Source organism: Bacillus sp. FJAT-49711 (assembly GCF_018343715.1).
GTDB lineage: Bacteria > Bacillota > Bacilli > Bacillales > Bacillaceae_C > Lederbergia.
The window spans coordinates 1,370,050-1,390,481 of sequence record NZ_JAGYPL010000001.1 but is presented as its reverse complement, the minus strand read 5'-3'; the positions used below and the strand labels follow the sequence as shown (position 1 = coordinate 1,390,481).

The 20,432-nt window shown below is 36.0% G+C and carries 19 protein-coding genes; 14 read left to right on the top strand and 5 right to left on the bottom strand.

Features of this window, described 5'->3' with window-relative positions; all coding sequences use genetic code 11:
* The first annotated feature begins 207 nt into the window (after nucleotides 1-207).
* The 5 genes from KHA96_RS06705 to pepF all read left to right on the top strand — a co-directional run bounded on the left by KHA96_RS06705 (nucleotide 208) and on the right by pepF (nucleotide 6,566).
* Nucleotides 208-1,404, top strand: coding sequence for a putative glycoside hydrolase (locus tag KHA96_RS06705; protein WP_213128720.1), 1,197 nt, complete (start codon nucleotides 208-210; stop codon nucleotides 1,402-1,404).
* Nucleotides 1,405-1,763: 359 nt separating this feature from the next.
* Nucleotides 1,764-2,159, top strand: coding sequence for a transcriptional regulator SpxA (gene spxA / locus KHA96_RS06700; RefSeq protein ID WP_213128464.1), 396 nt, complete (start codon nucleotides 1,764-1,766; stop codon nucleotides 2,157-2,159).
* Between the two features lie 495 nt (nucleotides 2,160-2,654).
* Entirely contained in the window at nucleotides 2,655-3,317 is a 663-nt protein-coding gene (gene mecA, locus KHA96_RS06695) for an adaptor protein MecA (protein ID WP_213128463.1), read from the top strand.
* 69 nt (nucleotides 3,318-3,386) lie between these two features.
* Entirely contained in the window at nucleotides 3,387-4,679 is a 1,293-nt protein-coding gene (locus tag KHA96_RS06690; protein ID WP_213128462.1) for a competence protein CoiA, read from the top strand.
* A gap of 66 nt (nucleotides 4,680-4,745) precedes the next feature.
* Nucleotides 4,746-6,566, top strand: coding sequence for an oligoendopeptidase F (pepF, locus tag KHA96_RS06685; protein ID WP_213128461.1), 1,821 nt, complete (start codon nucleotides 4,746-4,748; stop codon nucleotides 6,564-6,566).
* 814 nt (nucleotides 6,567-7,380) lie between these two features.
* Here pepF and KHA96_RS06680 read toward each other — a convergent pair.
* The 3 genes from KHA96_RS06680 to KHA96_RS06670 form a co-directional block, all read right to left on the bottom strand.
* Nucleotides 7,381-8,217 carry a ClpXP adapter SpxH family protein gene (locus KHA96_RS06680; protein ID WP_213128460.1) on the bottom strand — a complete coding sequence of 279 codons (837 nt, stop codon included), beginning with the start codon at nucleotides 8,215-8,217 and terminating at the stop codon, nucleotides 7,381-7,383.
* A gap of 484 nt (nucleotides 8,218-8,701) precedes the next feature.
* Nucleotides 8,702-9,367, bottom strand: coding sequence for a lytic transglycosylase domain-containing protein (locus tag KHA96_RS23230; protein ID WP_349305694.1), 666 nt, complete (start codon nucleotides 9,365-9,367; stop codon nucleotides 8,702-8,704).
* Nucleotides 9,364-9,957 (bottom strand): CYTH domain-containing protein, encoded by a 594-nt coding sequence (locus KHA96_RS06670; protein WP_213128459.1) that lies wholly within the window; start codon nucleotides 9,955-9,957, stop codon nucleotides 9,364-9,366. Before KHA96_RS06670 ends, KHA96_RS23230 begins: the two co-directional genes overlap by 4 nt.
* A 387-nt stretch (nucleotides 9,958-10,344) precedes the next feature.
* On the opposite strand from KHA96_RS06670, the gene yjbM reads away from it, so the two are divergent.
* The 3 genes from yjbM to KHA96_RS06655 are packed head-to-tail and all read left to right on the top strand — an operon-like array spanning nucleotide 10,345 to nucleotide 12,727.
* Nucleotides 10,345-10,998 carry a GTP diphosphokinase gene (yjbM, locus tag KHA96_RS06665; RefSeq protein ID WP_213128458.1) on the top strand — a complete coding sequence of 218 codons (654 nt, stop codon included), beginning with the start codon at nucleotides 10,345-10,347 and terminating at the stop codon, nucleotides 10,996-10,998.
* Between the two features lie 24 nt (nucleotides 10,999-11,022).
* The gene (locus KHA96_RS06660) at nucleotides 11,023-11,823 is read left to right on the top strand and encodes an NAD kinase (protein WP_213128457.1); all 801 of its coding nucleotides are present in this window, start codon (nucleotides 11,023-11,025) and stop codon (nucleotides 11,821-11,823) included.
* Nucleotides 11,813-12,727 carry an RluA family pseudouridine synthase gene (locus tag KHA96_RS06655; RefSeq protein WP_249315296.1) on the top strand — a complete coding sequence of 305 codons (915 nt, stop codon included), beginning with the start codon at nucleotides 11,813-11,815 and terminating at the stop codon, nucleotides 12,725-12,727. Before KHA96_RS06660 ends, KHA96_RS06655 begins: the two co-directional genes overlap by 11 nt.
* On the opposite strand, the gene prpE is transcribed toward KHA96_RS06655, so the two are convergent.
* Nucleotides 12,708-13,448, bottom strand: a complete 741-nt coding sequence (prpE, locus tag KHA96_RS06650; protein WP_213128456.1) for a bis(5'-nucleosyl)-tetraphosphatase PrpE — start codon at nucleotides 13,446-13,448, stop codon at nucleotides 12,708-12,710. The two genes, KHA96_RS06655 and prpE, sit on opposite strands and share 20 nt — an antisense overlap.
* A 124-nt stretch (nucleotides 13,449-13,572) precedes the next feature.
* Here prpE and mgtE point away from each other — a divergent pair, with 124 nt between their 5' ends.
* From mgtE to KHA96_RS06630, 4 genes are all read left to right on the top strand, one after another.
* Nucleotides 13,573-14,946, top strand: a complete 1,374-nt coding sequence (gene mgtE / locus KHA96_RS06645) for a magnesium transporter (RefSeq protein ID WP_213128455.1) — start codon at nucleotides 13,573-13,575, stop codon at nucleotides 14,944-14,946.
* 33 nt (nucleotides 14,947-14,979) lie between these two features.
* Nucleotides 14,980-16,833 (top strand): monovalent cation:proton antiporter family protein, encoded by a 1,854-nt coding sequence (locus KHA96_RS06640; protein ID WP_213128454.1) that lies wholly within the window; start codon nucleotides 14,980-14,982, stop codon nucleotides 16,831-16,833.
* A gap of 246 nt (nucleotides 16,834-17,079) precedes the next feature.
* On the top strand, nucleotides 17,080-17,862 hold the full coding sequence (gene fabI, locus KHA96_RS06635) for an enoyl-ACP reductase FabI (RefSeq protein ID WP_213128453.1): 783 nt from the start codon (nucleotides 17,080-17,082) through the stop codon (nucleotides 17,860-17,862).
* A 123-nt stretch (nucleotides 17,863-17,985) separates the two neighbouring features.
* Complete coding sequence (locus KHA96_RS06630) at nucleotides 17,986-18,531, top strand: CotO family spore coat protein (RefSeq protein ID WP_213128452.1); 546 nt, start codon at nucleotides 17,986-17,988, stop codon at nucleotides 18,529-18,531.
* Nucleotides 18,532-18,570: 39 nt separating this feature from the next.
* Here KHA96_RS06630 and KHA96_RS06625 read toward each other — a convergent pair whose 3' ends face one another.
* Nucleotides 18,571-19,074, bottom strand: coding sequence for a CotY/CotZ family spore coat protein (locus KHA96_RS06625; protein ID WP_249315387.1), 504 nt, complete (start codon nucleotides 19,072-19,074; stop codon nucleotides 18,571-18,573).
* Nucleotides 19,075-19,152: 78 nt separating this feature from the next.
* Here KHA96_RS06625 and KHA96_RS06620 point away from each other — a divergent pair, with 78 nt between their 5' ends.
* Both KHA96_RS06620 and KHA96_RS06615 read left to right on the top strand, forming a co-directional pair.
* Complete coding sequence (locus KHA96_RS06620; RefSeq protein ID WP_249315295.1) at nucleotides 19,153-19,566, top strand: DUF1360 domain-containing protein; 414 nt, start codon at nucleotides 19,153-19,155, stop codon at nucleotides 19,564-19,566.
* 392 nt (nucleotides 19,567-19,958) lie between these two features.
* Nucleotides 19,959-20,432, top strand: a complete 474-nt coding sequence (locus KHA96_RS06615; protein WP_213128450.1) for a sporulation protein — start codon at nucleotides 19,959-19,961, stop codon at nucleotides 20,430-20,432.

Genomic DNA, 20,432 nt, shown 5'->3' with positions numbered 1-20,432 from the left:
AATTACGAAAATGACTTCAACTAATTATAACCGCACAAAATATGACAATCAAGCCGGGTCGAAAGAATCAACTTTATAATAAATCCAAGAACATGCGATAAAACATTATCAATTAATATTAATCCTTGTTAAAATAAAGGAGGACAAAAATACTTATATTATGACAAGAACCGCATAAGGGAGAGAGATACGTTGAAATGGTTTAAAATGATGACAGTTGCGGGACTTGCAGCTTCGTTATTATGGCAGCTTCCTTCAAGTGCTGCATTTGCAGATGATCTTGAAAAAGTACATCCTCATATTGCTAGACAGCTGTCTGTTGAGAAAAAGACATTGCAAGATATTCTACCGCGTTTTACCTTTAATTCAGGACGCCATTTCGAATATCCTGATGCAGTTAGAGGAATATATGTGACGGGTCATTCCGCAGGTGGAAGCAAGTTTAATGATTTGGTCAAATTAATTGATTCTACGGATCTAAATGCAATGGTTATTGACGTGAAGGACGATTGGGGTCAAATTACATATAAACTTCCAAAAGACTCTCCATTCGCTCATCTTGGTCAGAATTATATTCATGATCCGAAAGAAATGCTGGATGTATTGGAGGAAAAACAAATATATCCAATCGCTAGAATAGTAGTTTTTAAAGATTCTACATTACCAAAAACGAGGCCAGATCTATCCTTTAAAGATGGTAAAAAAATTTGGGTAAATGGAAGAGGAGAATCATTTGTCAACCCATTTTTGAAAGAAGTATGGGATTATAACGTTGACATTGCTATTGAAGCAGCTAAACTAGGCTTCCAAGAAATTCAATTTGATTATGTGCGTTTCCCAGAAGGATTTGAAAATCGAGATACTCAGTTGAAATATGGACTTGGTCACTATAAAGATTCAAAGGAAGACAATGTACAGAAACGTGTTCACGCTGTAACAGATTTTGTGGCATACGCTAAAGAGAAATTGGCACAGTACGGAGTAAAGGTATCAGTTGATATTTTTGGATACACTGCTACTTTGCCGGAAGCTCCTGGAATCGGACAAAACTTCTCTAAAATATCAGAAAATGTTGATGTCATTTCTTCAATGATTTATCCAAGCCATTGGACATCCTATTTTGGTATAACTAAACCAGATTTAGAACCATATAAGCTCGTACGCGAATATGCGAAATTAGAAAATGCAAAGCTAAAAGAATTGAAAAGCCCTCCCGTTTCACGTCCTTGGCTCCAAGATTTCACGGCTTCTTATTTAGGTGCTGGAAATTATCAAGTTTACGGAAAAGAACAAGTAGAGGCACAAATTAAGGCTTTATACGACGAAGGAATTGATGAATACTTGCTTTGGAACGCGGGTAATAAGTACTCACCAAACGTTGATTATACTCCTGAAAAAAAATAAAGCCGAATTGATTTCGGCATTTTTTTTTCTATTTAGGGAACGATAATACGAGGACTGCAAGAACAAATAAAAAAGAATTCAATTTTTTTGTTTAAATTTTGTTCGGTGGTGGTATAAGAAATTATATAAAAAGAGGGACTATAACAGCATTACATATTTCATAGTAACAGATTTAGAATTTCCTTAAAAAACCTATTCATTCTGCTAGTAATAGTGTATAATACATTAGAAGGGTTGTTTCTATATAATCATTTTTTTAGAATGAAAACCGATAAATATTGAAACATGATTCTAAATTCTGTTATATAAGGGCACTTTATAAAGAATTTAATTCTTAAAAAAGGAGTGTGATTTGTATTATGGTAACATTGTACACATCACCTAGTTGCACATCATGTAGGAAAGCAAGAATCTGGCTCGAGGAACAAAGCATTCCATATAAAGAGAGAAACATTTTCTCAGAACCGCTAAGCTTGGAAGAAATAAAGGAAATCTTAAGAATGACAGAAGATGGGACAGATGAAATCATTTCAACTCGCTCTAAGATATTCCAAAAGTTGAATATTGACTTGGATTCACTTCCACTTCAACAATTATATGATTTGATCCAAAAAAACCCTGGACTCTTAAGAAGACCAATTATATTAGATGAAAAACGCCTTCAAGTTGGATACAATGAAGATGAAATTAGACGTTTCCTTCCTAGGAAGGTAAGAACATATCAGTTGCGTGAAGCACAGAAAATGGTAAATTAAGCCTGCTGCATATATACTTATATGGAAAAGTGGCTGTTCCTAAAGCCTGCAAGGCAAAGGGACAGCCTTTTTTCTGTATCCTTTCTAAATTATCGAATATCGACAAGAGAACTACCAAACATCTTCCCTAAGATAGGCCTATTACGATTCGTCCTAACGGACTCATCGTGTTTCCTTTATCTCAGGCAGAGTCCCGGTAGTTCGTACTTTGATTGGAAAGGTGCCTGTGCTTTTCTTTGTCCAGCTTCAGCGCCTTCGTATTTCATACAAAAATTTAGAAAATTGGCTTGATTTTAATGTGTATGTTAGATAAAATAATCGAAACATTAATAAAAGCGCATTGGGTATATGACTATTTTTTAATTGGGAATATCTTTTGTTTCCAATTTAGCAGAACTTATCATAAAATATGAGTACAAGGAGAAAAGCACTAAGTACTTTGAGTACGGGATGATGATCCCTTCACCACCCAAAAACAGAAGGGAGAGTTGATGTATGGAAATAGAACGTATTAACGAGCATACAGTAAAGTTTTACATTTCATATGTTGATATAGAAGAGCGTGGCTTTGATCGGGAAGAAATATGGTACAATCGCGAAAGAGGCGAAGAACTATTTTGGGAAATGATGGACGAAATTCATCAAGAGGATGATTTTGTACCCGATGGGCCTCTTTGGATTCAAATACAAGCATTAGATAAAGGACTGGAAGTTATCGTAACAAAGGCCCAGCTATCAAAAGATGGACAAAAATTGGAGCTTCCTATACCGACAGATAAAGGTGACATGCACGTAAATGAAAAAATAGAAGAATTTTTAGATCAGCATTTTCACATCAAACATTATGAGGAAAAAGCAGATGAGGAGACTGAACTGGAATTCGTTCTATTATTTAAGGATTTTGAGCATTTATTAGCGCTATCCAAAGTGCAGGACGTTACTGATATGGAAACAAAACTTTTCGCTTATGAAAATAATTATTATCTATATGTAAAATTCCCTGAGGATATATTTGATGAAGAACAAATTGAAGATATATTAAGTGTTCTCCTTGAATATGGTACGGAAAGCAATTACACCATTTATCGTATTGCTGAATATGGTAAAAACATTATTGATCATGATGTTTTTAGCACACTTCGTCAATATTTTCAATAAGGTGACTGATTTCATTATTAGGAATCAGTCTTTTTTTGTTTTTTATTTATTAAAAGGATTTTTCCTTGTATGTATAGAAGTAGTACTGTGAAAGGAAGTGGTGTATTGTTAACAGCTTTAAATCAAGAAGGGAAATATATTACCCTTGTTCAATCTTTTTATAACAAAGAGTTTTTAGAAAGATTGCGCAGCCACGTTTATTTTTGTCCTCAATGCCATGAACCTCTTATTCTCAAAGCAGGTAATATTCGCATTCCCCATTTTTCGCATAAGAAGTATTCAGTATGTACAAGCTCCCAGAGTGAGCCAGAAAGCATCCAACATTTACAAGGAAAAAAATATTTGTACAATTTTCTATTACAGCAAGGGCTCAGTGTTAAGATAGAGCATTATGTATCAGACATTAAACAGCGTGCTGATCTTTTCGTACAAACTCATTCACAATCTTATGCAATTGAATACCAATGTTCTCCTATAGAAAGAAGTTTATTGAATAAGCGAACGAAAGGGTACGAAAGTATAGGGATTATTCCAATATGGATTATTGGGGGAAAACCATATCAAAAAATGCAAAAAGGACTTTTTACTCTAACTGATTTTCATTGGTCGATGGTTAGGCAGAAGATAGGATATGGACATAATTTATTCAGTTTTGATTCAGAAAGACAAAAATTTTATCTCCTCTCACAAATTACCTCTATTACATCCAGAATAGTTTCTGCCACATTAAGATCTCGCACAATCAATACTTCCAGTCTTCCATTACATTTTCCACATTCCCAAAAAAGAATGAATCAATTGTCATGGATGAAGCAAAAAAGAAAATGGCTTCAAAAAAAAGTTCAATACGGAAACCTTGTACATGATCATTTTCTTAAAAATATTTATACATCTGGATACAATCCATTTTTGCTGCCCCCTATATGCGGACTTCCAGTTCCTTTTATGGAATGCTTTTATTCTCATCCACTTGAATGGCAGTTTTTAATTTTTGAAGATTGTTTAAGTAAATTACAAACGGGCACACGCATTTCCTTAAAATATATAAAACAAAAGGTAGAGGCGAGGATAAATTCGGGGTTGCTATATACTAGATTTTTTCCTTTAGATCGCACTATTTCTTGGGAAAACGCTGTCGAACATTATTTTTTGCTTTTAACAGAATTGGAATATTTCACGAAATTAGGCGAAGACTTATTTAAGGTGGAGAAGCAAGTCAAAATTCCAGTTTCTATAGAAGAGGCAATGCAGTGGGAGGAAATAATCTTTGGAGTCATAGGCGATTTTAATTCGAGTGTATCGAAAATAGATGAATCTTGTTTCTTTTTTGAAGGTCTGGCAGGATTCACCAAAATTAAGTAGAATATGTATTAAGGGCTTACCTTTCGTTTAACGAAAGAAATAGTTGAATATGAATGGAGGATGGCAATGGCCAATGAAACAGCAGTAAAAACACTTCCTAATCGGTCTGATATAGCAGAGGAAATGACATGGAGACTGGAAGATATTTTTCCATCAGATGATTCTTGGGAAAAAGAATATGATGATATTAAAGAAATGATAAAAGAAGCCGACCAATATAAAGGCAAGTTAAGTGATAGTGCGGATCAATTATTTGAAGCACTTCAATTTCAATCTAGAGTATCGGAACGGATGGGAAGACTTTATACATATGCACATATGCGTTATGACCAAGATACTGGAGATTCTCATTATCAAGGATTTAATGCACGTGCTGAAAGTCTTTATTCTGTTCTAGCGAGCGAATTTTCTTACATTGTACCTGAAATTTTAGATATGGAAGAAAGCAAAGTTACTCAGTTCTTAGAGGAAAATACAGACCTTGCTTTATACAAAAAGGCTTTGGAAGAAATCAATCTGCAAAGGGGCCATGTATTAACAGCTGAACAGGAGGCATTACTTGCTCAGGCTTCTGAGGTGCTAGGAGCTTCTAGTACTACATTTGGAATGCTAAATAATGCTGATATAGAGTTTCCTGTTATTAAAGATGAGGATGGGCAAGAGGTTCAAATTTCTCACGGAAACTATATTCGTTTTTTGGAAAGCTCCGATAGAAGAGTTCGTGAAGATGCCTTTAAAAAGGTATATGAAACTTACGGAAAGTTCAGTAATACATTTTCAAGTACATTAAGTGGGGCAGTAAAGAAAGATAATTTTTATGCGAAAGCTCGAAATTATCAATCTGCGAGACATGCCGCACTATCAGCTAATAATATTCCGGAAAGTGTGTATGACAATTTAGTCAATACAATCAATAAGAATTTACATTTATTGCATCGTTATGTGAAACTACGCAAAAAAATACTTGGTGTTGATCAGCTGCACATGTATGATCTGTATACACCTTTAGTAAAAGATGTAAAAATGGAGATTCCTTACGATGAGGCAAAACAATTGGTTATTGACGGTCTTGCTCCGCTTGGAGAAGAGTATGCCAATATATTAAGAGAAGGTTTCAAAAATCGATGGGTGGATGTATTAGAAAATAAAGGGAAACGCAGTGGCGCTTATTCATCAGGTGCTTACGGCACAAATCCGTATATTCTAATGAATTGGCAAGACAATGTGAATAATTTGTATACACTTGCCCACGAGTTTGGCCATAGTGTCCATAGCTACTATACAAGAAAAACGCAGCCTTATCCGTATGGTGATTATTCTATTTTCGTAGCTGAAGTAGCCTCTACATGTAATGAAGCGTTACTCGGCGACTATATGCTGAAACGGACAGACGACAAGCAGGAACAGCTCTATTTGCTAAATCATTATTTAGAAGGCTTCCGCGGTACTGTCTTTCGCCAAACAATGTTTGCTGAATTTGAACATCTTATTCATCAAAAAGCTCAAAATGGCGAAGCATTAACTGCAGATATGCTTACAAAAGAATATTATGCATTAAATAAAAAGTACTTCGGAGAAGAAGACATTCATATTGATGAGGAGATTGGATTAGAATGGTCGCGAATCCCTCATTTCTATTACAATTACTATGTATATCAATATGCTACAGGCTTTAGTGCGGCTGCTGCGCTATCCAGTCAAATTCTTGATGAAGGGGAACCTGCCGTTTCAAGGTATTTAGATTTCTTAAAAGCTGGAAGCTCTGACTATCCTATTGAAGTATTGAAAAAAGCCGGAGTCGATATGACGACTGCTGCACCAATTGAAGCAGCCTGCAAAGTATTTGAAGAAAAGCTTGCTGAAATGGAGCATTTATTAGCTGAATAAAAAGCCAAATAAGAAGCTGCCCTCTTTTATTAGGAGCAGCTTCTTATAGTTTCTATCTAGGTACACGTGTATGGACTAGTAAACCTTTTGTCCTTTTTTCTTACGTTATCAACTTAACTTGTTTTGTCTAACTAACTATTTTTCCAACGATGCTCTGTTTTTAATGAAAGCCTCGAAATTTGTTTCTGCCATTTAAAAACATCAATAATGTAAGCAATGCCAAAAAAAGTAAGGGAGAGGTGATGTATATTGGGATTAAATTCATTAAACCAAGAATATTAAAGAAAAAGCAGACAACGATAAAAGCTACCAACAAGAAAATGACAATTTTTCTCAAGGCCCCACCATCTCCTTTCCCGCAGGATTTATTAACTTATATGCAAATAACTAATATAACATTCTCATTTGTTACCAAAAGTTAGAAGTGCCTGTAAAGGGAAATACACACTTTTAAGCGAACAAACGAGATATAGGAAACATAGTGAAAGTAGAAGGCGCGTGAAGGAAGAGAAGGAAGAAAAAGGGAGCAACATACTGTTATTTCGCCAGCTTTAACACATCCATATATGTCGCCAAGCTTTCCTTACCGGACTAGGACACTCTAAATAATAAGTCGCCGCCTTTTGGCTTTTGGTTTCTAGCTCTAAAGGCTGTTCTAGAATCTTTGGCATATGAAGCTTGACGAAATTGATCTATCGTAGAAAGAAATTGAAAGTTTGATAATCGCTGGAGGGAAACAATTTCTTTAAAAGTGACCCGCAAAGATATTTTCTAAGAAAAAATACCAGGCGCGTAACCTGGCATTTTACGTATTCTACAGACCGCCCGAAGTATATTTCCAAAAGGGTCCATTTTTCGCATGAATTTTTTGGACTTTTTGCTGCAATTGTAATTTCTTCAATTGCTTTTCTATTTGTTGGACGGGTACATCATAAATCATGGCTAAGTCTTTTGATGCCATAATTGGATGAGTAGACAAAAATATCTCTAATGGGGGTTTTTCAGCTGGTTTAGGATGACGTTCCAACATTTCTGTTAAAAGTTGGACGTAAATATCATATGAGTACAAACCAGTAATCTTTAGTCCTTCATCTTCAATATTCTCATTGAAAAATACCATTGCTGGCATTTCATTAATTTCCATTTCAGAAGAAATTTTTAAATCACATTGAAAAGCTTTAGCTGAACTATGTGAATATACATCACGAATAAATTCCTCTAAATCTATACCAACATATTTTGCACATTGCTGAATTACATTTATATCTGTAATATCCGCATTTTCCACAAAGAGTAGTTCCTGCAGCCTACGAATAAATCGAATCCCAGCTCTTTTCCCTTGTAGTTCTGCTGCCTTAATGCTAATAGCAGCTAAATGAGGTGTATAGTAATGCTGTTGATTTTTATTTTGCTGGATATTTTTCTTTTCGCCTAGTTTTCCAAGATTCTTATTCCATATTGCGAGATTTCCAGACAATACGTATTTCATTGTGAAATAATCGCCGTATTCAATTTGAAGCTTGTTGATGATAGGTGACAGTGACCAGCATTCCGCACAAAAAGGATCGATAAACAAATAAATTTCCATGGGCTTATTATCCATATAATGCGTGTTTGGTTTATGTGCTAACCTTTGTTTATTCAAGGCCATTCACCTGTAGGTATTAAGTCAGGAAGACATTTGAAGGGCTCTGTAATTTTTATACGTTTATTAGCAATAAATGCGTCATACGGCTTAATACGATTCCCAACCATATGAATCGCTCCTTTTTCTAAAATTGTATGTTTATTGTAGCAACCACTGCATAATAACTCAAACAAATAGCACTACAAAACAAAAGCGTAAACAACTGTCATCGACATACAGAGCTACACGATGCGGTCCGTCGCCGAAGACATAAGGACGTGGCAATTTTAATCGACGTTCCTCTTTTGTCTAAGCCCTGCGATAAAGGAAAAAACAGCAAGGGACGAGCCGATGTTGACGACGCAAGCGAAAAGGACAAGAAGTTTGCTAGTCGATAGGTGCTGCGGCTGGACGAAATTATCTCAAAAAGAATATTTCAAGGGTTCCAATTAATGTGCATTTAACAATAAAAAAACTGCCCTACAATAGTGGGCAGTTAGCATATTCATCAAGTATAAAATGTGTTAGTAACCTTTTTTACATAATTTTGTGTTTCTTGAAAAGGTGGAATGCCTCCGTATTTATCGACATTTCCCGGTCCAGCATTATAGGCCGCTAGTGCCAGGACAAGATTCCCGTCATACTTGTCGAGCATATTGCGTAAATACTTGCTTCCACCCATTACATTTTGGAGAGGATCAAAAATATCGGTAACACCAAGACCTTTTGCCGTTTGTGGCATGAGCTGCATCAATCCTGAAGCTCCTGCATGGCTGACCGTTCTAGGATTAAAATTAGACTCGTGCTTAATGATCGACTTTATTAGTTTGGCAGGGAGGTTGTACACTTCTGAAGCTTTCTGAATGATCGACTCTATACTGTCTGGAATAGCTGTATTATTTTGAAGAATGGGCGGATTCGAATTTATAGCCATCTGAAAATCATTTTGATTAACGATAGATTGATTATTCAATTGCATTTGAAAGATTGAACCTAGAGTATTCGTATTAACCGTTTGTGATGAGGAAGAATGAACAGAGTTCATGACTGTTTGTTGCAATAGCTCCGCAAATGAACTACTTTCATCGCTTAGTTGGTTAGTATTTCTTTCCCCTGAAAAACCTTTTAATAATTGAATATCAAGGATTGTTTTTAAATGGCCTAACGTATTCACGGAGATACATCCTTCTTTCCTTGTAATACTTTATATAGCCTGCTTATTTTATTATCGGCATGACGAATCTGAATGTTTAACTTTTTAAGTAGCTCGTTAAATATTCTTTCACCTATTTCCCGATTCATTGTTTCGTACTCCAACTCGAAATCTTCATTTCCTAGATAGAAACTATGATCGAATACGAGAACCCCACTTTCATATTCCGTTTCCGCTCGATCCGTTCGAAGGGAGCCAAAGAGATGAAATTCATTAATAGGGATATTCATATTAAGTAGTTCATCTTTCACTTCACCATTTGGCAATACAAGATTAGCCATTAGCATATGAGCTTCTGCTTGACTTAGTCTGTCGGTTATTTCTAAAAGTCCATTATTAGTGGGCTTTTTAAGTGTTAACTCATATTTTTCGGGTAATTCCCGGATTCGTATGGCGGCACCTAATTGCTTTAAAGCAAATACCTTTGTATCAAAATAATGATTTGTTTGTGAGAAAAATTGATTTTGGGCAATATGAAAGGTTCGTAAAAGAAGTCGGAATTCATCTTCCGTAACGATGTTTTTAAATTCAATTTCGATGTTTCTAGACAATTTTCTAACCCCTTCCACATTTAACTAATCTTATTTTACCTTATTAAGGATCTATTTCAATAAAATTCAATAAAGTATAAAATTGCAGACAGTCAAACTTTAAGAAATTATTGTTTATGCTAAAATAAGGAGGGAATTCTTTCTAAAAGTGTTTTGCGCAAGCAGCCGTCGACCAGCAAACTTTTCGCTTTTTATGCTCGCGTAGTCAACATGATTTGTCGTCACGGACTCATTATGTTTAATTGATCGCAAGTCATAAGCTGAAAGAGGAATGTCGCTTAAAAGCCGCGTCCTTATGTTCCGTAGAGGACTCTGGATTCTACGTGCTGGAGGTCCAATGCTCAAGGCGCTTACGCTTTTCTAATTTGCCATAGAGGTGACGATACAATGAATCACTGGGACCAGTTTTTAGCTCCTTATAAACAAGCGATAGATGAATTAAAAATTAAGTTAAAAGGCATGAGAAGCCAATTTGAGCAGGAACATATACATTCTCCAATTGAATTCGTAACTGGGCGCGTAAAGCCAATCGCAAGCATCCTAGATAAAGCTCAACAAAAGGGGATACCGTTGGATAAAATAGAGGCCGAAATGCAAGATATAGCTGGACTAAGGATGATGTGCCAATTTGTCGATGATATTGAAACCGTTGTTAAATTGCTGAGACAGCGCAATGATTTCCAGGTTGTTGAGGAAAGAAATTATATATCAAATAAAAAACCAAGCGGGTACCGTTCTTATCATGTTGTAATTGAATATCCCGTTCAAACTATTCACGGCGAGAAAAAAATACTTGCAGAAATCCAAATTCGTACACTTGCGATGAACTTTTGGGCAACGATTGAACATTCTCTAAACTATAAATACAAGGGACAGTTTCCTGAAGAAATTAATAAAAGGCTGCAAGGTGCAGCGGAGGCAGCTTTTCGTTTAGATGAAGAAATGTCACAAATTAAAGAAGAAATTCAAGAAGCCCAAGTCTACTTTTCGAAAAATAAAGAAGCTGTTAAAAAGTTAGAAAAAAAATCCGATTATCGTTAATTAAGGAAAGAAAGGATGAGAATAGTGAAATTTGCGATCACGTCGAAAGGGAATCCAACTTCTAATGCTTTAATGCATAAAATGCGATTGTATTTACAGGATTTTGAAATGATCTATGATGAAGATCAACCAGATATCGTCATATCTGTAGGAGGAGATGGAACTTTACTTTATGCGTTTCACCGATATAGTTCCCGTTTAGATAAAACAGCTTTCGTAGGTGTACATACAGGACATCTCGGTTTTTATGCAGACTGGGTGCCGAGCGAGATTGAAAAGCTTGTCATTGCGATTGCAAAAACTCCTTATCAAATTGTAGAATACCCTTTGCTTGAGGTTTTGATTCGCTATCGCCACGGCGGCAAAGAAACTCGTTATTTAGGTTTAAATGAGTCTACTGTTAAAAGTATTGTCGGTACACTTGTCATGGATGTGGAAATCCGTGGTGACCATTTTGAACGTTTCAGGGGCGATGGCTTATGTGTTTCAACCCCATCCGGAAGTACAGCTTATAATAAAGCGTTAGGGGGGGCGATTATCCATCCGTCCCTTCATTCCATACAGCTTGCTGAAATGGCGTCGATTAATAATAAAGTTTTTCGAACCGTTGGCTCACCGCTCATATTGCCCGATCATCATACTCTTGTTCTTAAGCCAGTCAAAACATTCGATTTTCATGTGACTGTAGATCATCTGACCGTCATGCATCGTGATGTTAAGTCTATTCAATTCCGAGTGGCAGAGGAAAAAATCAGATTTGCAAGATTTCGTCCATTCCCTTTCTGGAAAAGAGTTCACGATTCATTTATTTCTGATGGTAATTAATCATATGAATGCTTATTCGTTAAGATGGACGATTGATAAAAAAGATGAAGGAAAATCAATAAAAGAATATTTACACATAAAAGGAATCTCAAGAAGGGCATTATCGGATATTAAATTTACAGGCGGCTCGATAAAGGTAAACGGACAAGTACGCAATGTTCGTCATCTTTTGAAGGAAACCGATTTACTCGTCATTGAATTTCCTCCTGAAGAAATAAATGAAAGGTTGAAGAGTGAGGATATACGTCTTTCAATATGTTATGAAGATCATGACATTATTGTCGTTGAAAAGCCGCCTTTTATGAATACCATTCCTTCACGTGAACATCCAACGGGAAGCCTTGCGAATGCGCTAGTCTATCATTATGAAAAGACTGGCAATGCATCTGCCATTCATATTGTGACACGCTTGGACCGAAATACATCCGGTTTAGTGCTGATTGCAAAACATCGCCATGCACATCATTTATTGGGTTTGCAGCAGCAACAAGGGAAAATTCACCGATATTATGAAGCTTTTGCAGAAAATGCCTTCACTGAAATTCAAGGATGCATCGATGCTCCAATTGGAAGAAAACCAGCGAGTATTATAGAAAGGGAAGTGAGGATGGACGGACAACGCGCTGTTACTCATTTCAAACTAATTAGTAATTATCCTAATTTTTCACATATTAAATTGGAGCTTGAAACTGGCAGGACACATCAAATTAGAGTTCATATGTCTCATATAGGGCATCCTTTGCTTGGCGATGATTTATATGGTGGTAATCAAAAAATTATTGCACGCCAAGCACTTCATTGCAAAGAAATACAATTCAGGCACCCATTAAAACAAAATGAACTTATCTTTACTTCTTCGCTTCCGCAAGATATGGAAACGATCATTACGAAGGAAAGCTTTTAAATTTTTCAGTAACAAGAGGCATGCTTGATGGTACGGAGACAGTCTTCATCTCAGGATAGCGCAGTGCCGTTAGTTTTCCTCCAAAGACGGCACCTGTGTCTATATTCATCGTGTTACCGACTAAACGCGGTTCTTGGACAGGTGTATGTCCATATACAATGAATGGCTTCCCGTTATAGGCTTTAGCCCAATCGCGGCGAATCGGCATTCCATTTGGCAGGAATTCTCCCGTTACATCTCCATATAATACAAAAGCTTTAACACTTTTATTGTGCTTCCCAATATAATCAGCTTTAATCCCAGCGTGGGCAATAACGAGTTTCCCATCATTGAGGACATAATAAAGTGGTGAGCCATCATATAAGTCTGTAAACATTTTCTTATAATGATTAAATTCCTTTAGTGAAAGATTGTTTAATTCTTCAACTGTTGTTTCCAGACCATGGGTGATTTGCACGTTCCTGCCCTGAAAATATCTATACAATTTATTACAATGGTTGCCTGGAACATAATAAGCGGACTTTTTTTTCCAAAGATTCCAAACGGTTTTGATCATTTTTAAAGAGTGTGGACCACGATCCGTAATATCACCGACGAAAGCTAATCTTCTTTGACGTGCATGGACAGGAATCCCGTCTTTCCATGTATAATCCATTTTTTCTGTCAAGGCGACAAATTCATCGTAACAGCCGTGTACATCTCCGATTATATCAATATTCAATTCATTCACCTCGTACCATATAAAATTTTACATTGAGCTATGAATATTTTTCTTTTAACATTTTAGCGACAAATGGAAATAGATTTGTTAGGATAGTGTAGACAAAAGGGAAGGAGGAGTCAACATGGATAACACATTTGAAACAAATGGCCAAATTAATGAAGAACTTCTCAATCAATCAATAGATGAAGACAATATGCTTGGATTTCGAGAGGAATTCATGACTCTTCACCCATATGATCAAGCACAGTATTTTTTCAAGCTAGCACCAAAAGAAAGAATAAAAGTGTACCATTATTTATCACCAAAAGAGCTGGCTGATTTTTTTGAAATGCTTGAAATAGAGGATAATGAATATAAAAATATTTTAGCGGAAATGGAACCGAAATATGCAGCAGATATGCTTGCAAATATGTTTGCTGATAATGCCGTCGACGTTTTAAATAATCTGGATAAAGATCAAACTGCCAGTTATTTATCGATTATGGATCACACATCTGCACAAGAAATTAAAGGCTTGCTTCATTATGAAGAATATACAGCTGGAAGTATTATGACAACGGAATTTATTGCAATTTCAGCAAATCAAACTGTCCGTTCAGCTATGTATATTTTAAAGAAAGAAGCACCAAAAGCCGAGACTATTTATTACGTGTATGTGATAGATGAGGATGGGAGATTAGTCGGCGTAATTTCTCTTCGTGATTTAATTATTAGTAATGATGACACGATGATTTATGATATTATGTTTGATCGCATTGTCTCTATTTCTGTTAGTGCAGACCAGGAAGAAGCGGCAAAACAAATGAGGGATTATGACTTACTTGCCCTGCCTGTTGTTGATTTTCAAAATCATTTACTTGGAATTATTACGGTCGACGATATTATTGACGTTATCGATGAGGAAGCATCTGACGACTATTCCAAGCTTGCGGGTGTTTCTGATATGGATACGATCGACAAAAATCCTTTTGCTGCAGCGAAGAAAAGACTTCCTTGGCTAATTATTTTGCTGTTTTTAGGAATGTTTACCGCAAGTTTAATTGGAAGATTTGAAGATACTTTAAGTCAAGTACCGATTGTAGCAGTTTTTATTCCACTTATTGCCGGAATGGCTGGAAATACAGGTACTCAAAGCTTGGCTGTTGCGGTTCGTGGAATTGCCACGGGGGAACTAGAAGAAATGAGTAAAATTAAACTTATTATTAGGGAATCAGGGACAGGACTAATCACGGGGACGATTTGCGGAGTATTAGTATCTATTATCGTATATGTATGGAAAGGTGAACTCCTGCTTGGCTTTCTAGTCGGGATTTCCATTCTTGCATCATTATTTGTTGCAACTCTGGCAGGCTCTTTAGTTCCTTTAATCATGCATAAATTTAAAATTGATCCAGCTGTAGCATCAGGGCCATTCATTACGACAATGAATGATATTACTTCCATTCTTATTTACTTTGGATTAGCAACTATGTTTATGAGTTATTTAATTCATTAATTTAGCAACCTTATTGAAAGTTGGTACAACGTTATGGAACAAGAATCTTCTTTGCTTTCTCTTGTAATTGTTTTAGTAGTTGCATTTATTACTCCATTTGTATTACATCGTTTTAGGCTTACATTTATGCCAGTTGTCATTGCCGAAATTATTATGGGTTTAATCATCGGGAAAAGTGGTTTGGATTTAATCCAAGACGGTTCTTGGTTAAATACACTCTCGACCCTCGGATTCATATTCCTAATGTTTTTAAGTGGGCTTGAAATAGATTTCTCAGCCTTTAAACCGACTAAAAAGAAAACAATATTGCCAAATGGGAAAATCGAGCCGAATCGATTAATCGTTTCAATTGTTATTTTCACTGGGATTTTTATATTATCGATTGGATTATCTTTTCTGTTTGTAAAAATGGGATTGATCGATAATGTATTTTTAATGACATTAATTATCTCGACGATCTCATTAGGGGTTGTAGTTCCTACCCTTAAAGAAGGAAATGTGTTAAAAACGGGGATTGGTCAAATTATTTTACTAATTGCCGTCATTGCCGATCTTGTCACGATGATTTTACTTGCTGTCTTTGTTTCTGTTTCGAGTGAAACTAAAGGAAATATGTGGCTATTACTTATACTATTCGCTGCTGGCTTAGTTCTTTATTTCATTGGAAATCGGCTTAAAAATCGTCCAATCATTGAGAGATTGTCAACGGGCACTGTTCAAATCGGTACAAGAGCTATTTTTACATTAATCATCGTATTGGTTGCCTTATCCGAATCGGTAGGTGCAGAAAATATACTTGGCGCATTTTTGGCAGGAACATTAGTTTCTTTATTAAATCCGAAACAAGAGATGGTCCAGCAACTAGATTCATTTGGATACGGCTTTTTAATTCCGATCTTTTTCGTAATGGTAGGAGTGGATCTTGATTTATGGTCACTTTTGAGTGATAAAAAATTACTCCTTTTAATCCCGTTATTATTAGTAGCATTATTAGCTTCAAAAATCTTTCCGGTCTTCATTTTAAGAAGATGGTATGATACAAAAACTGTTGTTGCTTCAGCTTTCTTGCTTACGTCGACTTTGTCTCTTGTGATAGCTGCTGCAAAAATAGCAGAGCGAATTGAAGTAATTACTCCCGAGATGAGCGGGACATTTATATTAGTTGCAGTGGTCTCATGTATCATTACGCCGATTTTCTTTAAAAAATGGTTTCCGAAAGAAAATAGCTATGAACGAAAACTCAAACTTGCTTTCATTGGAGCTAATCAACTGAGCCTTCCCGTTTCAAAAGAATTAAGCGGAGAGCAATTTGAATCAACCGTATATCATAAAAAAATGGAAAAGTTGGAATCACAAAACACCGAATCAGTATTTAATATAGTCGAAATTCACGATTATCAATATGCAGAGATAGAAAAAGCAGGCATATTTGAGTCAGATATTATGTTTATTTCCACTGGTGATGAGAAACAAAATGCAGCATTAGCTACTGAAGCTAAGAATCGAGGCATTGAGAGAGTCATTGCAAGAATTGAAAGCCCAGAACTAGCAAAGCACCTTAAAGAAAATGAAATCGAAGTGTTTTCAACTATTCTTTCAACAACGGCTTTACTGAAAGCTTTAATAGAGTCACCGAAGGTTGCGCAAATTATGACAAATGGGGAAACTTCGCTATATGAAATAGAAATGTTAAATACTCAATATACACATATGACACTAAGAGAATTTCCATTTATGGGTGATATAATTGTCGTTAGAATATTTAGGGAAAACGATTCTCTTGTTCCTCACGGTGATACGGAATTAAAAATGGGAGATCGCTTAATTGTGACTGGCACGAAGGAATATGTTGACCACTTAATGAAGGAGCTCCAATATTCTCATTAATAGCTATTTATTTTTGAGTTATTAGTTAATGTGCTGAACGATTAGCCATCATTTAGTTCTTTTTCTTACGGATCGAAGCTAGATTCGTCTTGTTTGACTCATGAATTACCTTTAACTTAAGTAAGGGACGTCGAGGTTAATATGTGGATAAGCAAGGCGTCTCCACTTTTCCTTTACAACATCGAAACTTCTCGTGTATGATTAGGACTAGGTACTAATAACTTGTATAATAAGGGGATGACCGAATTGAATCTTTCTTTAAACGGAAAAACATTTGTTGTAATGGGAGTAGCGAATAAACGTAGCATCGCTTGGGGGATTGCTCGTTCTCTTCATAGCGCTGGAGCCAAATTGATTTTTACATATGCAGGTGAACGTCTCGAAAAAAGCGTTCGTGAGCTTGCTGATTCATTAGAGGGAGAAAAATCACTTGTTCTTCCTTGTGATATTACAAAAGATGAAGATATCGAACAGTGCTTTAGTCAAATAAAAGAGGCTACCGGTTCAATTCATGGTATCGCACATTGTATCGCATTTGCTAACAAGGAAGAGTTAACTGGCGACTATTTAAATGTAACAAGAGATGGATTTTTACTAGCTCATAATATTAGTGCTTATTCACTGACAGCTGTTGCGAAGACAGTACAAAAGCTAGACGTCATGTCTGAAGGCGGAAGTATTGTTACTTTAACTTATCTAGGTGGTGAGCGCGTCGTTACGAACTATAATGTAATGGGTGTAGCAAAAGCTTCTCTTGATGCAAGTGTTATGTATTTAGCAAGTGATCTTGGAAAACATGGAATTAGAGTCAATTCTATCTCAGCAGGACCAATTAGAACACTTTCTGCTAAAGGTATTAGTGACTTTAATAGTATCTTGAAAGACATTGAAGAAAAAGCACCGCTGCGTAGAACAACAACTCCGGAAGAAGTTGGCGATACTGCCCTATTCCTATTTAGTGATCTATCCCGCGGCATTACTGGAGAAAACATTCATGTAGATTCAGGATTCCATATTTTAGCTATATAATTTATAAGCATAATTTATAAGCAGCTGTCATTGTGGCAGTTGCTTATTTGTATTTGAAAGGAAACCTTAGGCTCTTTTTGGCATACATATAGAACGAAGTATGATAAACGGAGGTGCCCCTTCATGGAAAATAATAATGAAGGAAATAAAGAGGAGCCTTTATTATATATCCACCAGCCGAATTTCCAAAAGCCTGCAAGAAAAATGCAAGATTCCTTTTTATCCGAGGATGTAGCGGAAATCGTTCAAAAGGAAAACATTGTTCCACAGGAAGTAAAGCAAAAGCAATCTTTTACTATTCCTCCTTTAGGCAGTGAGAATATGATAGAGGTTGAACAAGAAATTTCAGACGAAACGCAAGAAGAGATAAAAAAGCCAGTATCTGCAGCAGATTACTTCCGACGAAATACGGGAACTTCGTCAAGAAAAAGTTGGAATTTAACTCCTGTAAAATCATTTAGAGACATGTCCATTCCGGAAAAACTACAATACTTATCTGGATTTCCAAGCAGTCAACAACCATACTCATGTGAATTTATTACGGAAAATCAGCGATATAGTGGTACATTGAGTAAATATGAACCCGATCGAATTATTGTTAAAAGCTCACAAGGCGACACGAACGCAGTAGATGTGAAAGATCTTCAAGCAATAAGAATAATGATATAACAGAAAGATAAAATGGGGCTTAAAGGCCCCATTTTACAATCATACTTCACAAATTCCGAGATTTACATCGGCAATACATTGTACGGCGCAGAAGCAATGTAAATCAACTGTAATGCAGCTGTTGCTTGAAGCCCAGTTGTTTACTGAACAAAGTGCTTCGTAGTTAAGTTTTCCGTTAGGGAATAGGTTAACGACCGTCTGATCTCTTAAAGGAATTAGTACGCGTAATGTAGCACAGCAATTATCGAATACGTCTTCGACTCTAAAATATACTGATACACACTTTCCGGCAGTACCTTTGAATAATCCTTTAAATAAGTCTCCGTTTTTATTAGTTAACGTAAAAACACGAGTATCCGAACGTTGGCGAGCAGGGAGTGCTAAATCACCAAGAGGCTCTACAAAACAATTGGAAGTACAAGTGAGACATTCTTCTTCGACTGCTTCGTCCTGTATATCCTTAATAGCGCGGACTACTTGACAAACACAGTTCAATTGACATCCGCAACCAGAACTAGTGCCTAGCACTTCACTTGATTCCATCTCTTCAAAACTCATGGATTATGTCCTCCTTCTTTAAATTGATTCATTTACACTACTAACATATTAGGTAGGAGCCAAATGAGTTACGGACAAACGCCCCATTTTGGGAAAATAGGCAGGTTAGGAGCCATGGAAATGGATATTACTTGGTTAAAATTTTTGTTGATGAGCCTTGCGATATTTCGTATTACAAGACTGATTGTATTTGACCAAATCACTGCTTTCATAAGAGCACCTTTTTTAATGGAATATGAAGAAACAAATATTTTAGGGCAAAAAGAAACATATTTATTAGCTCGTGAAGGCGGATTGCGTGGTTGGATCGGAAAGTTGATAAGTTGCTATTGGTGTACAGGAATATGGGTGGCACTAGGAACGTTTATTTTGTATATGTATTTTCCAATTATTATGGACCCCATTATTCTCATTTTTGCTTTAGCTGGAATGGCGGCTTTTATCGAAACGATTATTCAAAAGCTGACATTAGACTAAATTGGCCTTTTATAAAAACAAATTATCTATAGACTTCATAAAATATATAAGGTTAGATTCAAAAAAAGTAGGAAGTGATGATGATGCAAAGACCACCGAGAAGGCCAAGACCAATTGGAACAACCAAACCAAAGAAATCCGGTTGTGGATGTGGAAGACCCACAAAAAAACCTCGAAGTTATTAAAGAAGACAGGAATACAATTAAAAAAGAAAAGGGATGGCCTTCAAAATGAGGTCATCCCTTTTCTTTTTTAATGATTAGCATTCATAATTTATCAAATGTGGTGAAAAATATTGATAACCTAACTTTATTTTCTGCGCTTTCATTATATCCTGTAGACTTGCATCGTATAGCTAATATGCACTTAATGCTAACAACTGGGAGGAATCCATGGTTAAAAAAATGATTGTCACCGCAATAGTATGTGCCATATGCTTCACGAGCGGATGTTCGAATAACTCTCATGAACAAAAAAGTAAAACATCGTTGGTGAAAAAAACGCAGCCTGCCCCAATTGAAATCAATTATAAGGAAAAGGAAAATTCTATCGCTTTCCAAGTAAGGGAAGAAATTAAAAAAATCGATAAAATTTATGATGTCGCTATTATTGAAGGAAATAAGGATATCCTTGTCTCTTATAAAGTGAAGCATCTCCATCGATTTGGCATGAAAAAAATCGAAAAAGATTTAAATAAGGCTTTAAAAGAAAAATTTCCTAAACATACATTCGTTGTTTCGAGTGACTATAAAATTTTCCTTGAAGCCATTCGCTTAAAAGAAGATGTAGAATACCACAATCTCTCTAATAAAGAAGCGAAAAAGCGATTATATAAAATCATAAAATTAAAGAAGGAAATGACATAA

Excerpts from the sequence above, each read along its gene's own strand:
- KHA96_RS06655 (WP_249315296.1), top strand. The coding sequence starts at position 11,813 with ATGGTAATTAATCATATGAATGCTTATTCGTTAAGATGGACGATTGAT.
- KHA96_RS06620 (WP_249315295.1), top strand. The coding sequence starts at position 19,153 with ATGAGTTACGGACAAACGCCCCATTTTGGGAAAATAGGCAGGTTAGGA.
- KHA96_RS06690 (WP_213128462.1), top strand. The coding sequence starts at position 3,387 with ATGTATAGAAGTAGTACTGTGAAAGGAAGTGGTGTATTGTTAACAGCT.
- spxA (WP_213128464.1), top strand. The coding sequence starts at position 1,764 with ATGGTAACATTGTACACATCACCTAGTTGCACATCATGTAGGAAAGCA.
- KHA96_RS06630 (WP_213128452.1), top strand. The coding sequence starts at position 17,986 with ATGGAAAATAATAATGAAGGAAATAAAGAGGAGCCTTTATTATATATC.
- pepF (WP_213128461.1), top strand. The coding sequence starts at position 4,746 with ATGGCCAATGAAACAGCAGTAAAAACACTTCCTAATCGGTCTGATATA.
- KHA96_RS06615 (WP_213128450.1), top strand. The coding sequence starts at position 19,959 with ATGGTTAAAAAAATGATTGTCACCGCAATAGTATGTGCCATATGCTTC.
- KHA96_RS06625 (WP_249315387.1), bottom strand. The coding sequence starts at position 19,074 with ATGGAATCAAGTGAAGTGCTAGGCACTAGTTCTGGTTGCGGATGTCAA.
- mgtE (WP_213128455.1), top strand. The coding sequence starts at position 13,573 with ATGGATAACACATTTGAAACAAATGGCCAAATTAATGAAGAACTTCTC.
- KHA96_RS06680 (WP_213128460.1), bottom strand. The coding sequence starts at position 8,217 with ATGGCCTTGAATAAACAAAGGTTAGCACATAAACCAAACACGCATTAT.
- KHA96_RS06705 (WP_213128720.1), top strand. The coding sequence starts at position 208 with ATGATGACAGTTGCGGGACTTGCAGCTTCGTTATTATGGCAGCTTCCT.
- KHA96_RS06640 (WP_213128454.1), top strand. The coding sequence starts at position 14,980 with ATGGAACAAGAATCTTCTTTGCTTTCTCTTGTAATTGTTTTAGTAGTT.
- mecA (WP_213128463.1), top strand. The coding sequence starts at position 2,655 with ATGGAAATAGAACGTATTAACGAGCATACAGTAAAGTTTTACATTTCA.
- yjbM (WP_213128458.1), top strand. The coding sequence starts at position 10,345 with ATGAATCACTGGGACCAGTTTTTAGCTCCTTATAAACAAGCGATAGAT.